13 protein-coding genes are annotated in these 14,141 nt (G+C 52.1%); 11 read left to right on the top strand and 2 right to left on the bottom strand.

The window, feature by feature from the left end; all coding sequences use genetic code 11:
- Window positions 1-90 precede the first annotated feature (90 nt).
- The gene (locus GN112_RS27095) at window positions 91-876 is read right to left on the bottom strand and encodes an IclR family transcriptional regulator (protein WP_155313020.1); all 786 of its coding nucleotides are present in this window, start codon (window positions 874-876) and stop codon (window positions 91-93) included.
- 474 nt (window positions 877-1,350) lie between these two features.
- Between GN112_RS27095 and nifA the strand changes: the two genes are divergently transcribed.
- The 11 genes from nifA to GN112_RS27150 all read left to right on the top strand — a co-directional run bounded on the left by nifA (window position 1,351) and on the right by GN112_RS27150 (window position 13,174).
- The gene (gene nifA, locus GN112_RS27100) at window positions 1,351-2,946 is read left to right on the top strand and encodes a nif-specific transcriptional activator NifA (protein WP_155313021.1); all 1,596 of its coding nucleotides are present in this window, start codon (window positions 1,351-1,353) and stop codon (window positions 2,944-2,946) included.
- 459 nt (window positions 2,947-3,405) lie between these two features.
- Window positions 3,406-4,230, top strand: a complete 825-nt coding sequence (nifH, locus tag GN112_RS27105) for a nitrogenase iron protein (RefSeq protein ID WP_155313022.1) — start codon at window positions 3,406-3,408, stop codon at window positions 4,228-4,230.
- Between the two features lie 74 nt (window positions 4,231-4,304).
- The gene (locus tag GN112_RS27110) at window positions 4,305-4,661 is read left to right on the top strand and encodes a P-II family nitrogen regulator (protein ID WP_155313023.1); all 357 of its coding nucleotides are present in this window, start codon (window positions 4,305-4,307) and stop codon (window positions 4,659-4,661) included.
- Window positions 4,658-5,038, top strand: coding sequence for a P-II family nitrogen regulator (locus GN112_RS27115; RefSeq protein ID WP_155313024.1), 381 nt, complete (start codon window positions 4,658-4,660; stop codon window positions 5,036-5,038). The genes GN112_RS27110 and GN112_RS27115 overlap by 4 nt, the downstream gene beginning before the upstream one ends.
- Before the next feature lie 11 nt (window positions 5,039-5,049).
- Window positions 5,050-6,726, top strand: a complete 1,677-nt coding sequence (locus tag GN112_RS27120) for a nitrogenase component I subunit alpha (RefSeq protein WP_155313025.1) — start codon at window positions 5,050-5,052, stop codon at window positions 6,724-6,726.
- Between the two features lie 187 nt (window positions 6,727-6,913).
- Window positions 6,914-8,296: a nitrogenase molybdenum-iron protein subunit beta gene (nifK, locus tag GN112_RS27125; protein ID WP_155313026.1), complete on the top strand. Its 1,383-nt coding sequence runs from the start codon at window positions 6,914-6,916 to the stop codon at window positions 8,294-8,296.
- Between the two features lie 16 nt (window positions 8,297-8,312).
- Window positions 8,313-9,665, top strand: a complete 1,353-nt coding sequence (nifE, locus tag GN112_RS27130; protein ID WP_155313027.1) for a nitrogenase iron-molybdenum cofactor biosynthesis protein NifE — start codon at window positions 8,313-8,315, stop codon at window positions 9,663-9,665.
- Between the two features lie 11 nt (window positions 9,666-9,676).
- Window positions 9,677-11,041: a nitrogenase component 1 gene (locus tag GN112_RS27135; RefSeq protein ID WP_155313028.1), complete on the top strand. Its 1,365-nt coding sequence runs from the start codon at window positions 9,677-9,679 to the stop codon at window positions 11,039-11,041.
- Between the two features lie 17 nt (window positions 11,042-11,058).
- Entirely contained in the window at window positions 11,059-12,321 is a 1,263-nt protein-coding gene (locus GN112_RS27140; RefSeq protein ID WP_155313029.1) for a radical SAM protein, read from the top strand.
- 111 nt (window positions 12,322-12,432) lie between these two features.
- Window positions 12,433-12,735, top strand: a complete 303-nt coding sequence (locus tag GN112_RS27145) for a (2Fe-2S) ferredoxin domain-containing protein (protein ID WP_155313030.1) — start codon at window positions 12,433-12,435, stop codon at window positions 12,733-12,735.
- A 43-nt stretch (window positions 12,736-12,778) separates the two neighbouring features.
- Entirely contained in the window at window positions 12,779-13,174 is a 396-nt protein-coding gene (locus GN112_RS27150; RefSeq protein ID WP_155313031.1) for a hypothetical protein, read from the top strand.
- A gap of 204 nt (window positions 13,175-13,378) precedes the next feature.
- Here GN112_RS27150 and GN112_RS27155 read toward each other — a convergent pair whose 3' ends face one another.
- On the bottom strand, window positions 13,379-14,140 hold the full coding sequence (locus GN112_RS27155; RefSeq protein WP_155313032.1) for a 3'-5' exonuclease: 762 nt from the start codon (window positions 14,138-14,140) through the stop codon (window positions 13,379-13,381).
- Window position 14,141 lies beyond the last annotated feature (1 nt).

A 14,141-nucleotide genomic window follows, 5' to 3' on the forward strand; every position in this document is an offset into this window, starting at 1 on the left:
TCGGGTTTATCGTTTGGGAATGAATTCTCCTATCTTCTGCTTTGATGGTGCCTGAGCTGAGTTAACCTCGGAGGTAATTGCAGAGGGAGCCTAAACAACGGCACCCGTTTGCCGGGACAGGGCTTTTCCCGCTTCCGCGACCATTTCCCCGCACTGCCTTGCCGCTTCGGCGGAGGGGAGTCCGAGGATTGCGATGTAGCCGATCGGACGTTGATTGGGACCGAGCACCGGCGATGCAATGACATTGAGGCCGGCAACGGTCTCCTCCATATCTTCGGCAAACCACTGCTCGCGGCATTGGATGATCTCCGCTTCCAGCCTGTTGCGATCGAATTTGGACGGGTTGCCATGGAAATAAAGTTTTTCTTCCTGAAGCAGGGCGTCGAGGTCCTTTTCCGGAAGAAAAGCGGCAATGGCCTTTCCATGGCATCCGTAGGTCAGCGGGAAACGGTGGCCGACACGCATGGTAAGACCCAGCGGATTGCCGCCTTCGTGCTTGGCCGCGACAAAAACGTTCTGGTCGGCGATAAGGCCCAGCGCTGCCGTGGCGCCTGACTTTACGGCCAGTTCCCTGAGCAGCGGTTCGGCCAGCTTGGTGGGGCTGAGCGAATCGAGAAATCGCCGCGAGAGACCGATCAGCCCGGGGCCCAGGGTGTAGCCCTTGCCCCGGCCGGCGGTTTGAACGATGCCGTATTTGCGCAGGGTATGAAGGATGCAGAAAGCCGTGCCTTTGTGAATCTCCGTCTGCTCGCAGATTTGGGTCAGGTTCATGTGCGCCGATTCGCTCTGGGCGATGCGAAACAGTACCTTCAGCGCCTGCTCAACGGCCGGAACCATGTATTTGTCTCTGGATGTCTTCTTGGTGGATTTTTTCATGAGTTTTGTATATAAAACTATAGTTTTTTATGAAATAAATGAAGATCGCATACCATCTGAAAATGGATGCTGTCAATAAAAAGATAGCAGTAAAATCAGAGGCCCGCGGAATCCGCAGTCATCCTTCCATTCATCACATCGAAAGTCATGATCCTGACCCCATTGGCCGTTTTCTGAATGGACATCAACTGTGCGCATGCCCGTTTTGAAATAGTGCGGACGGACAAAAATGTAAAAAAAACTATTATATAATACATTAAAGTAATAAAAAAATTTTATACTGACTTTCGGAATTATTGCGTGCGTTCCCGAAATGGTGATAATCAAACCACTTAAGATATTTCAGCCCAATGGCACGCATGTTGAACACCTGTAGGCACGGATGTCGCCGGTGGTCAGGCATAGTGGTTTGCATGGGTTGAACGACAACATGTTTACATTTTGTAGCTGAATTCAAACGTATAAAACGATCGCATGGAAAACAAGATTTTTGAACTTGAATTAAACACCCTTTACGCCATCAGCCAGAAATTTGGCCAGGTCCTCGATCTGGATCACACGCTGATGTCCATTCTGGAGATTCTTTCCAGGAATCTTACCATGGAGCGGGGGACCGTTACCCTGAAAGAGAAAGATACCGGTCTTCTCAAAATCATTGCCTCCCACGGGCTGGATCCGCTTGAGCAGAAGCGTGGCATCTACCATCCGGGGGAGGGCATTACCGGGGCTATCTTTGAAACAGCCCAGCCGTTTGCGATTCCTGACATCGGCAAGGAACCGCTTTTTCTGAACCGCACCCAGGCGCGTAACCTGACCAAAAACAGCATTGCATTTATCGGCGTACCGATTGTATTGAACAATGAACCCATCGGCGTGCTCAGCGTTGACCGGCTTTTTGGCCCCGAGATCGATTTCAAGGAGGATATCCGTTTTCTGACCATTGTTGCCACACTGATGGCGCAATTTGTTCAACTCAACCGCCAGGTCGAGCGGCGTGAGGAACATCTGCTCACGGAAAACCGCAGCCTGCGGGCCGAGGTTTCGGCCAAGTACAATCATTTTTTTGCGGTGGGCGTCAGCCCGGCGATGCAAACGCTGAACAAAATGATTCGCAAGGTGGCTCCCAGCCGCGCATCGGTGCTGTTGCTCGGTGAGTCCGGAACCGGGAAAACGCTCACTGCGCGGATCATCCATGAGTTAAGTCAGCGGCGCAGAAATCCATTCGCCAAGGTCAATTGCGCCGCACTGCCGGACAACCTCATTGAATCTGAGCTGTTCGGGCATGAGAAGGGCGCTTTTACCGGAGCGACCCAGATGAAGAAGGGGCGCCTTGAGGAAGCCGACACCGGCACGATTTTTCTCGACGAAATTGGAGAGCTGCCCATGCCGGTTCAGGCGAAACTGCTGCGCTTCCTGCAGGAAAGAGATTTTGAGCGCCTGGGAAGCACGCAGACCCGCAAGGTGGATGTGCGCATTATCGCCGCTACCAATATCGACCTGAATAAGGCCGTTGAGGAGGGCCGCTTCCGCTCTGACCTGTTTTACCGCCTGAATGTCTTCCCCATCTCCATTCCTCCACTTAGGAGAAGAAAAGCGGACTTGCCCCTGCTGGTCGATTATTTCATTGCCAAGACCGCCCGCGAGTATGGTCGGCAGTTTTTCTTTTCGGCCGAGTGTATGGAAATTCTGGCCGCCTACAATTGGCCGGGAAATGTCCGGGAACTGGAAAACCTCATTGAGCGTGTCGCCATCATGGCTGAAAGCAACCAAATTCAAACCAGCATGCTTCCGGCCTATCTGTTCAACAGCAATTCTCAGCAAGCCACTTACGAAACACAACCTTCTGCTCCCCTTTCTGCCGCCACACCAACGACATCCAGGCTTGAAGTCATGGAGCGGGAAGCGCTGCTGGAATCCCTGGCGCGGAATGACTGGGTGCAACAGAAAGCGGCCCGCGAAATTGGCTTGACGCTACGCCAGATGGGCTATCGGGTGAAGAAATTCAAACTGGATAAGATTATCCGCGAAAACAAACAGCGCAATGTGCAGTTCAAAGACCTCTCAACCTGACATGATTCTTTGGGATGTTTATCGTAGTATCGGTACTGTTTTCAGTTTCCCGCCTTGTGAGAAAAAACGATCCCGTCTCTCTAAGCTCCCTTGTTGTTTGCACGTAGACTCGCTTTATTCATGATTGCCCGGATGGTAAGGCTTTCTAACGATGAAAATATTTTTTTTTCGATGTTAAAAAACTACCATCCGGAAGAAGAATAAACTTTTCATTAACACTGGTGCAACGTTGTGTATATCTACACTATTGTAGATTGCTCATCTACATGATTGTAGATGTGGATTGTGGACTCGTGGGCAACGAGGGATTGATCGCTGCTCAAGAATAAAATTATTGTTTGAATATACAGGTGGATATAATTTTTCTGATGGTGATTTAACCTGCTGGTACATGGGTTGCTACGATAGAGCACAAAACGACTTGATTAACCCTAACCCTGATAGGCAAAGGAAAGTAAAATGAGGAAAATAGCAATTTACGGCAAAGGCGGAATCGGCAAATCCACAACCACACAAAATACGGTGGCGGGTTTGGTAGAAATGGGACAGAAAGTGATGGTCGTTGGTTGCGATCCCAAGGCGGACTCCACGCGGCTCTTGTTGGGCGGGCTGGCACAGAAAACCGTTTTGGACACCCTTCGTGAGGAAGGCGAAGATGTCGAGCTGGAAGATGTTCGCAAGATTGGATTTGGCGGAACGTTATGTACGGAGTCTGGGGGGCCGGAGCCGGGTGTCGGCTGCGCCGGTCGGGGGATTATCACTTCCATCAACCTGCTTGAACAACTCGGTGCCTATGCGGACAGCGAAGAGCTGGATTATGCTTTCTACGATGTTCTCGGCGACGTGGTTTGCGGTGGTTTCGCCATGCCCATCCGCGAGGGCAAGGCCCAGGAAATCTACATCGTCGTCTCCGGCGAGATGATGGCCATGTACGCGGCCAACAACATCTGCAAGGGAATTGTGAAGTTTGCGGAAGCCGGCGGGGTGCGCCTGGGTGGACTGATCTGCAACAGCCGTAATGTGGACAAGGAGCAGGACTTGATCGAGGAGCTTGCCAAACGGCTTGGCACCCAGATGATTCACTTCATTCCCAGGGACAACGTGGTACAGCGGGCCGAGATCAATCGGAAAACCGTGATCGAATTTGATCCCAAGGATCCCCAGGCGGATGAATACCGGGCCCTGGCCAAAAAGATTGCGGAGAACGAACTGAAGGTGATCCCCACGCCGATGGCCATAGAAGATCTCGAAAAACTGCTGATCGACTACGGTTTTATGGACTAATCCGGCAAAGCCGATACTGGAAAACAGTAACCTAAACAATAAAAGAAATAGAATAATCAAGGAGATTGGTTACCATGATAATGATTCGATCGATCGTCAGGCCGGAAAAGGCAGATGATGTTCTCGCCGCATTGATGGAAGCTGGGTTTCCAGCGGTTACCAGGCTTTCCGTGGTTGGACGGGGTAAGCAGCGGGGTATCAAAATCGGTGAAATTACCTACGATAAGATTCCTAAGGAAATGCTCATTACCGTGGTGAAAGACGGCGCTAAGGAATTTGTCATCAAAACCATTATGGATGCGGCGCGGACCGGAGAAAAAGGCGCCTTTGGCGATGGAAAAATTTTCATTACACCAGTAGACGAATCCTACACCATCAGTTCGGGAATCAAAGAAACGGAAACCGGCGAGCCTGAAGAGGTAAAAATATGAAAGAAATAATGGCCATTGTCCGAATGAATATGATCAATCAAACCCGGAAGGCATTGACCGAAGTGGGTGTCTCTTCAATGACGGCCAACGATGCCCTGGGGCGGGGCGCCGGTTTGGTTGACATGAGCCTGCTTAAGGGCGCCGAACAGGGATACGAAGAGGCCATATCCCAGCTCGGCCAAAGCAATCGGCTGATTCCCAAACGAATGATCATTATTGTTTCCAAGGATAAGCATGTTGATAAAATCGTAAAAACCATCATCAAAGTGAACCAGACCGGCAAACCCGGTGACGGAAAGATATTCGTGCTGCCGGTAGCCGATTCGATAAGCGTAAGAACCGCCGAAGACGGTGATTCCACCTTAGATGATTTATAGGAGAAATAATCATGACGGTTATGCCCGACAAAAAAACCGAATATGAAGAAAGCGCAACATCATGGCGGGAGCTCGATCCTGAAGAAGTAAAAAAAGGGATCATGGCCAAATACCCCCCCAAGGTGGCGCGCAAACGATCCAAGCATTTTGTCGTCAATAAGAAGAAAGATGAGCAAAGCTACGAGCCAATTCAAGCCAATGTGAGAACTATCCCCGGGATTATATCCCAGCGGGGATGCTGCTATGCCGGGTGCAAGGGCGTGGTCATGGGGCCCACGCGTGACATCATCAATCTGACACACGGCCCCATTGGGTGCGGGTTTTACTCCTGGCTGACCCGGCGCAACCAGACCGATCCATCCACGACGCCGGATGGGCATAACTTCATGACTTATTGCTTCTCGACCGACATAGAGGACAAAGAGGTTATTTTCGGTGGAGAAAAGAAGCTGAAACAAGCCATTCAGGAAGCCTTTGATATTTTCAAACCCAAAATGATCTCCGTGTTTTCCACCTGCCCGATCGGATTGATCGGTGACGATATTCATTCCGTCACCCGGGAAATGCAGGAAAAACTCGGTATCACCATCTTCGGCTTCAGTTGTGAGGGATACAAGGGGGTCAGCCAGTCCGCCGGCCACCATGTGGCCAATAACGGATTGTTTATGCATGTCATCGGCCAGGATGACACGGTTCAGGAAGGCGAATACAAAGTCAACCTGTTGGGAGAGTATAACATCGGCGGGGATGAATTCATCATTGATGAACTGTTCGAAAAGTGTGGTATCAAAATTATTTCCACCTTTTCCGGTAACTCCAGCGTCGACCATTTCAGAAACTCCCACACGGCCGACCTGAACCTGATCATGTGCCACCGTTCCATCAACTATGTGGCCGACATGATGGAAGAGAAGTATGGTATCCCCTGGATGAAAATCAATTTTCTGGGGGCCAAGTCGACTGCCGCTTCTCTGCGTAAGATTGCCCAGTATTACGGGGATCAGAAGCTCATCGACCGCGTGGAAGAGGTCATCGCTGAAGAAATGGTAGACGTGGAAAAAGCCCAGGCCGATGTCCAGACCAGGCTGAAAGGCAAGCTGGCCATGATGTTCGTCGGCGGCTCCCGCGCGCATCATTATCAAGAGTTGTTCAACGAGATGGGTATGCAGACCATTGCCGCCGGTTACGAGTTCGCCCATCGTGACGATTACGAAGGGCGCCATGTCCTGCCGTCAATCACGGTAGACTCCGACAGTCGGAACATCGAAGAACTCGACGTTGAAAAAGATCCAACACGATACAATCCGCGAATTCCCGAAGATGAAATGGAACAAGAGGAACGACACGGAATCAAGCTGAAGACCTATGATGGCATGATGCCCGATATGGAGGAAAACTTTACCTACTCGATTGACGATATCAGCCAGTACGAAACCGAGAAGATGATCGAGATTTACAAACCGGCCATTTTCTGCGCGGGCATCAAAGAGAAATACATGGTGCAGAAACACGGCATGCCGATGAAACAGCTGCACAGCTATGATTCCGGTGGACCCTACGCCGTCTTCAAAGGAGCGATCAATTTTTATTATGAAATCGACCGTATGATTAACAGCAAGGTGTGGGGCCACATCCGGGCTCCCTGGGAAGAAAACCCCGAGCTAGCCGCCATGTATGCGAATGAATAGCTAGTGCCCATCCAGAAATGACCAATTTGCCCGATATCGGCGTTGCGCGAAAAATTTGATCCTCGGAATATCAACCATATGCCTCCGGTAAAATTTTTCGCGCGCCTTGATCTCAACCAAATTTGCCTATTTCTGAACGGGCACTGGATAAAGACCTTGTATTCATTTTAAGAGAGGAACGTAAAAGATGTTAATGCGACACACACCCAAAGAAATACCCGAGCGAAAGGCTCTGACCGTCAACCCGGCCAAAACCTGCCAGCCCATCGGCGCTATGTACGCCTCTTTGGGGATTCACGGCTGTCTGCCCCACAGCCACGGCTCCCAGGGATGTTATGCCTACCACCGGTCCTGCTTGACCCGGCATTACAAAGAACCGGTTTTGGCGGCAACCAGCTCGTTCACCGAAGGCGCTTCCGTGTTTGGCGGCCAGGCCAACCTTTTGCAGGCCATCAACAATATTTTTACCGTATATGATCCGGCCGTTATCGCCGTCCATACGACGTGTCTGTCTGAAACCATCGGGGACGATATCCCCCAGATATTCGCCAAAGCTGAGAATGAAGGCAAGATTCCGGACGGCAAGTATGTGCTGCATGCCAACACCCCCAGCTATGTGGGCACCCATGTGACCGGTTTTGCCAACATGACCAAGGCCATGGTTGATTATTTTGCAACCGCCAACGGCCACAAGGAGAAGTGTGTCAACCTGATTCCTGGCTGGGTGGAGCCTTCGGATATGAAGGAAATCAAACGCATTGCCTTTGAGATGGGCGTCAAGTCGATCCTTTTCCCGGATACGGAAAATGTGCTCAATGGGCCGCAAACCGGTAAGTTTACCATGTACCCCAAGGGCGGCGTCACCATTGATCAGTTGAAAAAAACCGGGAGCAGCCGGGGAACCATCGCCCTCGGTCGTTTGGCGTCCGGACCGGCTGCCAAGGCGTTGGACGCGAAATGCAAGGTGCCCTGCGAGATTCTGGATCTGCCCATTGGCCTCAAGGCCACCGATCGATTCGTGGATGCCTTGAGAAAAATGGCCGGCGTTACGGTTCCGGATTCGTTGAATCTGGAACGTGGGCAGATGCTGGACATTATCACCGACATGCAGGCCTATCTTTACCACAAAAAAGTCGCTTTGGTCGGCGACCCGGATCAGTTGGAAGCACTGACCGAGTTTCTAATCGATATCGATATGCTGCCGGTTCATATCATCACCGGTACCAGGGATAAGAAGTTCGAACAACGGATCCAGGAGCTCACCGCAGACCTGCCTTGCAAGGTGAATGTGAAAAGCGGTTACGGCGCAGATATGTTTCATTTTCATCAGTTGATCAAAAATGAGCCCGTGGATCTGATGTTTGGCAATACCTATGTCAAATATATTTCCAGGGATGAAGATATTCCCTTTATCCGGTTCGGATTTCCGATCATGGACCGCATCGGCCACAGCTACTTTCCCACCGTGGGGTATCAGGGGGGAATGCGGCTTTTGGAAAAAATTTTGGATGCATTGATGGATCGCCAGGATCGGGATTCTTCAGAAATTGAATTTGACCTTGTAATGTAATTATTAAGAGGGAAACATGGCCAGCATCTCTATACTTAAAGGCAGAGAAAAGCAGATTTACCAAAAAGGCAGTCAAGACTTTGATATGTCGTGTGATAAAAAGAGTCTGGCCGGTTCCATCAGCCAGCGGGCGTGTGTGTTTTGCGGATCTCGGGTGGTGCTTTACCCCATCGCCGATGCGCTGCATCTCATACACGGCCCGATTGGCTGTGCCTCCTACACATGGGACATCCGCGGCTCGCTCTCATCCGGTCCGCAACTGCACCGCATGAGTTTCTCCACCGACTTGCAGGAGAGAGATATTATCTTTGGCGGTGAGAAAAAATTAACCAACGCACTGGACACGCTGATCGATCAATATAAACCCAAAGCCGCGTTTGTCTACGCGACCTGTATTGTCGGTTTGATTGGCGACGATATCGATGCCATCTGCAAGAAGATGTCCGAAGAAAAAGGTATCCCGGTTCTGCCGGTTCATTCCGAGGGCTTCAAAGGCACCAAAAAGGACGGATACAAAGCGGCCTGTGATGCCATGGCCAACATTGTCGGTACCGGATCAATAAAAGATATCAGTCCGCTCAGCATCAACATCATGGGCGAATTCAACATTGCCGGCGAGGCCTGGGTCATTCGCGACTATTACGAACGGATGGGTCTCGAGGTGGTGTCGGTTTTCACCGGGGACGGCCGGGTCGAAAATATCAAACGATCCCATGGCGCTGCCCTCAACGTGGTGCAATGCTCAGGTTCGATGCTGCATTTGGCGCAGCACATGCAAGAAAAATACGGAATCCCTTATATTCGGGTTTCCTATTTCGGAATCGAGGATATGTCCAAGGCGCTCTATGATGTGGCCGAACATTTCCAGGATATTGATCCCGAGGTCCTGCCGCGGACCCAGGCACTGGTACGGGAGGAAGTCAAGAAGATCCATCCGGTCCTCAAGCAGTACAAGAAAAAGCTTCATGGGAAAAAGGCCGCCATTTACGTCGGCGGCGCGTTCAAGGCCTTCTCCATGATCAAGGCGCTGCGGACGCTGGGAATGGATGTCGTGCTGGCGGGGTCGCAAACCGGAACCAAGGAAGATTACCAGGTCCTCAAGGACATGTGTGACGACGGAACGGTGATTGTGGATGATGCCAATCCTGTTGAGCTTTCCAAGTACAGTATCGAAAAGAAAGTCTCACTTTTCGTCGGCGGTGTCAAAGAGAGGCCCATGGCGTTCAAACTGGGAATCGGTTTTTGCGATCACAACCATGAGCGGAAGCTCTCGCTGGCCGGATACAGCGGCATGATCAATTTCGCCAGAGAAGTTTATGCGTCGGTCACCAGTCCGGTCTGGCAATTCGCGCCACAAAGAAATCAATAGAGGTGCCTGAAATGAAAACCCAGCAAAAGGCAGAATACAAAGCCACCAGCAATGCATGCAAGCATTGCAGTCCATTGGGTGCGTCACTGGTTTTCAGAGGAATTGAAAACACCATCCCTCTGCTCCATGGATCCCAGGGCTGTTCTACATATATTCGAAGATACCTGATCAGCCATTATAACGAGCCGATAGATATCGCCTCGTCAAATTTTTCCGAGGAAACCGCTGTCTTCGGCGGCGGCGCCAATTTGAAACTGGCAGTGGATAACATCATCCAGCAGTATCACCCGGCAATGATCGGTGTGGGAACGACCTGCCTCAGTGAGACGATCGGTGATGATGTTCCCATGATTTTGAGGGATTATCTCAAGAATAACCGTGAAGAAAATGGTACGGTGATTGTCCCTGTCTCCACACCCAGCTATTCGGGAACCCACATTGACGGATTCCATGCTGCGGTGAGGGCGACGGTGGACACGGTGGCCCAAAAGCAAAGCAGCCATGCGGCAGGTATCAATTTCTTTCCCGGCATGCTGTCGCCGGCGGATCACAGACATTTTCACGAAATTTTTTCAGATTTCGGCGTGGCGTACAATATGCTCCCCGATTACTCGCAAACCCTGGACGGCCCCATGTGGACCGAATACCATAAGATTCCGGAAGGGGGGACGCCCGTCAAGCGGATCGTCGCCATGGGCGACGCAGTGGCGAGCATCGAATTGGGAAGAATTCTCGCGGAAACAAAAAGTGCCGGTCAACTGCTGGCCGACAAATTTGAAATTCCCAATCATCGCATCGGTCTGCCCATCGGCATCAAAGAGACGGATGTGCTTTTCGATCGGATTTCAGAAATCAGCGGTAAGCCCATACCGGAAAAATATGTTCAGGAAAGGGCGCGTCTGATCGACGCTTATGCGGACGGGCACAAGTATGTCTTCGAGGCCCGGGCCGTTGTTTACGGCGAGGAAGATCTGGTGATCGGTATGGCATCTTTCTTGTCGGAAATCGGCATCGTGCCGGCGCTTTGCGCATCCGGCGGGAAAAGCGGCCATCTTGAAGCAAAGCTTCGTCAGGTTATCGACGATTTCGACGCCAAGCAGATCCAGGTAAAAGAGGGCATCGATTTCGTCGAGATCGGCGAGATCGCCAAGAAGGTCAACCCCGATTTTCTGATCGGCAACAGCAAGGGGTACAAAATTGCACGCTCCATGAAAAAGCCGCTCATTCGCATCGGCTTTCCCATCCACGATCGTATGGGCGGGGCGAGAATCGTTCACGTGGGATACCGCGGTGCCCAGCAGCTGTTTGATACCATTACCAACACAATTATTGCTAATAGGCAGGATTCATCGCCTGTCGGTTATTTTTACATGTAAGCAACCAGGAGAGAACAATGGATCTAGCCAACCACCCCTGTTTCAATGCCAAAATGAGAGGCAAATACGGAAGGGTGCACCTTCCCGTAGCGCCTCGCTGCAATATTCAATGCAATTACTGCGATCGAAAATACGATTGCGTCAACGAAAGCCGGCCCGGGGTCACCAGCGCGGTACTGAAACCGCGTCAGGCCATGACTTATCTCGACTATGTTTTCGAAGAAGTGAAAAACATTTCGGTCGTGGGGATCGCCGGCCCGGGTGATCCGTTCGCCAACCCCGATGAAACCATGGAAACACTTCGGCTGGTACGGGAAAAATACCCCGAAATAATTCTTTGTCTGGCCACCAACGGCCTGGGCATCGGTCCGTACATCGATGAACTATCTGAAATGAATGTCAGCCATGTGACCATTACCTTGAATGCCGTCGATCCGGAAATCGGTTCTCAGATTTATTCCTTCGTTCGTCACGGCAAGCGGGTGCTGGCCCCCAAAGCCGGCTTCGAGGTGTTGCTGGAAAAGCAACTCGAGGCGATCATTCGCCTTAAGGAAAAGAATGTGACCACCAAAGTCAACACGATCATTTTGCCGGGAATCAATGAAGACCACATTGAAACGGTGGCCGAAAAAATGGCCGAGCTGAAGGTGGACATCCTCAACTGTATCCCCTTTTTCCCCAATAAGGGGGCCAAGTTTGCGGATATTCCGGAACCGTCCAAAGAAAGCGTGATCCAAATTCGCAAGAAGGCGGCCCAGCATATTCCTCAGATGTATCACTGCAAACGCTGCCGGGCCGATGCCGTGGGGATTCTGGGTGAGGAAAACGGTTGCCAAATCAACGAGAAATTGCAGGAATGCGCCCAGATGCCCGAGATATTCAACGAGACGCGGCCTTATGTGGCGGTTGCCAGCCAGGAGGGCGTACTGGTCAACCAGAAACTCGGTAAAGCCGAGGAACTGTTTATCTATGGGCGGCGGGACAACGGTGAAATTTACCTGGTCGAATCTCGCAAAACACCCGAGCCGGGCGGCGGTCTGCAACGCTGGGAGGACCTCAGCAAAATCCTCAGCGATTGCCGGGCATTGATGGTCGCCGGGATCGGCGACAACCCCCGGCGTGTGCTCAGCAAGAAGAAGATCGATATCCTGGAACTGGACGGAATGATTGAAGAGGCTGCCGAAGCTGTTTTCGAAGGGCACAGCATGAACTTCATGGTCCGGCGGGACATCAAAGCGTGCAACAAGCAGCACCCGATGGCGGGGATGGGGTGCATGTGATGCTGAAATAAGAGTTACTCTGAAGGGTAACGCAGATATCGGACGTTTTACGAAACTGTCAATTGTTGAAAGAAACGATAAGTAAACTGTTAACAAGGAGGGGATTTACAAATGGAAAAACCGGAACACCACATTTTTGTCTGCGCCAGTTTTCGTGCCGATGGCGATGCCAAGGGAGTATGCAAAAAAAAAGGTTCGGTCGACCTTTTGCCTTACATCGAAAATGAAATTCTCGATCGTGGACTGAATGCCCAGATCACCAGCACCGGCTGTATGAAGGCCTGTGACCATGGTCCGGTGATGGTGATTTATCCCAAGGGTCTCTGGTACGGCGGCGTGGAGAGCGAAGAGATCGTTGACGAGATCCTCGATGCCCTTGAAGATGGCGAAGTCGCGGATGAATACGCCTTGTAGGCGGATGCGCGATTAGATCCCAACAAAGAAGGGAGTACAGGCCATGAACAGGAATGATTGTGCAAGTTTGATTGAGGCCGGCAACAGCTATCTGGAAACCGCCAGAAACGGCCATCGCCGCGGTTCGGTGTTTACCGGCACGATGATTTACCATGTCGTGTGCCTCAGTATCGAAAAGTATCTCATGGGAATTTTTTGCTGCTACAATGCCATTCCCCAGCACAATACCCTGTCTCGCATGGCACAGGAGGCAGCAGATTTTGCGGACCTTCCGAGCGATCTGCTCCAGGCGATCGAGGCAATGGACGGCGTGCTCAATCTGTGTGATCCGGCCACTCCGCTTCAGGCCACATTGACGGGAAAACAGCTGCAGGCCATGATTCAGGTCGGTGAGCAACTCCGTGATTTGGCGTCTGCCCATCTGCCCTGTGCGGCTTGAGAGCCGGAATGCTGCTCCCCCGCGCGATGAGTTGATCGCCATCCTCCCCTGCCGCCGCTTGGCTTCCACACAGTTCCATGGCCGCACGCCTGGGCGAACCGGGCGCTTGGAATAGACCCTGACCATCAGCGTTTTAATCCTTGCCAGCCAAACCGGCCGGGTGTGGTTGAATAAACCACACCCGGCCGGTTCTTTTTATGGATATCAGACGGTGCCGGACCGGATCAGGTCTCTCAGCCGGCCCCGGCCGGTCTGCGCCAGTTTTGCCAGGCAGCGTTGCAGGATCATGGCGGTGGCCAGGGCGTCGCCCACGGCACTGTGCCGTTGATAGATGCGGATTCCCAGCTGGTGGGCGATCTTCTCGAGGTCGGGCTGCTTCCGGTGTCGTTCCGGATCGGCCGCGTCGTTTCCCAAAAGGCCGGGTTTGCGTGGCAGCGCCGGCAGCATTTTGGTCAGCAGGAGCCGTTCGCACAAGAGACGGTTGTCGATTGTCAGATTCTGCAACCGGAAGCCGTAGCGGGCCTGCATCAGACGGTTGAGAAACGCGACATCGAACCAGGCCGGATGGGCCACGAGAATATCGCTGCCCAGAAAGTCCAGAAAACCGTCCAGCGTGTCCATGCCCGAGGGCGCGGAGGCCAGCATGGACGGGACAATCCCGTGGATTGTGATGGCTTGTGCCGGCATGTGGCGGCCCGGATTGACCAGCTGGTTGAACATTCGGCCCAGGTGGATGCGTTCGTCGATCAGCTTGACGGCACCGATGCTGACGATGCGGTCTTTCCTGAAATCCAGGCCGGTGGTCTCCAGGTCGACGACCGTATAGGCGTATTTGCCGGCCGGGCGGGACGCATCCAGATGGGCCAGGGAGGCCAGATTGGCGGCGGCCAATGGCGGCAGGCGCCGCTTGTGCAGGCGCAGCTGCAGCAGGCGGTTCATCATGCGGGCCGTAAACAGGGTCCCCATG

This window comes from Desulfosarcina ovata subsp. ovata, assembly GCF_009689005.1.
Lineage (GTDB): Bacteria > Desulfobacterota > Desulfobacteria > Desulfobacterales > Desulfosarcinaceae > Desulfosarcina > Desulfosarcina ovata.

Bases quoted from the DNA above. Each gene is read 5' to 3' on its own strand.
- GN112_RS27095 (WP_155313020.1), bottom strand. From the start codon at position 876: ATGAAAAAATCCACCAAGAAGACATCCAGAGACAAATACATGGTTCCG.
- nifA (WP_155313021.1), top strand. From the start codon at position 1,351: ATGGAAAACAAGATTTTTGAACTTGAATTAAACACCCTTTACGCCATC.
- nifH (WP_155313022.1), top strand. From the start codon at position 3,406: ATGAGGAAAATAGCAATTTACGGCAAAGGCGGAATCGGCAAATCCACA.
- GN112_RS27110 (WP_155313023.1), top strand. From the start codon at position 4,305: ATGATAATGATTCGATCGATCGTCAGGCCGGAAAAGGCAGATGATGTT.
- GN112_RS27115 (WP_155313024.1), top strand. From the start codon at position 4,658: ATGAAAGAAATAATGGCCATTGTCCGAATGAATATGATCAATCAAACC.
- GN112_RS27120 (WP_155313025.1), top strand. From the start codon at position 5,050: ATGACGGTTATGCCCGACAAAAAAACCGAATATGAAGAAAGCGCAACA.
- nifK (WP_155313026.1), top strand. From the start codon at position 6,914: ATGTTAATGCGACACACACCCAAAGAAATACCCGAGCGAAAGGCTCTG.
- nifE (WP_155313027.1), top strand. From the start codon at position 8,313: ATGGCCAGCATCTCTATACTTAAAGGCAGAGAAAAGCAGATTTACCAA.
- GN112_RS27135 (WP_155313028.1), top strand. From the start codon at position 9,677: ATGAAAACCCAGCAAAAGGCAGAATACAAAGCCACCAGCAATGCATGC.
- GN112_RS27140 (WP_155313029.1), top strand. From the start codon at position 11,059: ATGGATCTAGCCAACCACCCCTGTTTCAATGCCAAAATGAGAGGCAAA.
- GN112_RS27145 (WP_155313030.1), top strand. From the start codon at position 12,433: ATGGAAAAACCGGAACACCACATTTTTGTCTGCGCCAGTTTTCGTGCC.
- GN112_RS27150 (WP_155313031.1), top strand. From the start codon at position 12,779: ATGAACAGGAATGATTGTGCAAGTTTGATTGAGGCCGGCAACAGCTAT.
- GN112_RS27155 (WP_155313032.1), bottom strand. From the start codon at position 14,140: ATGGGGACCCTGTTTACGGCCCGCATGATGAACCGCCTGCTGCAGCTG.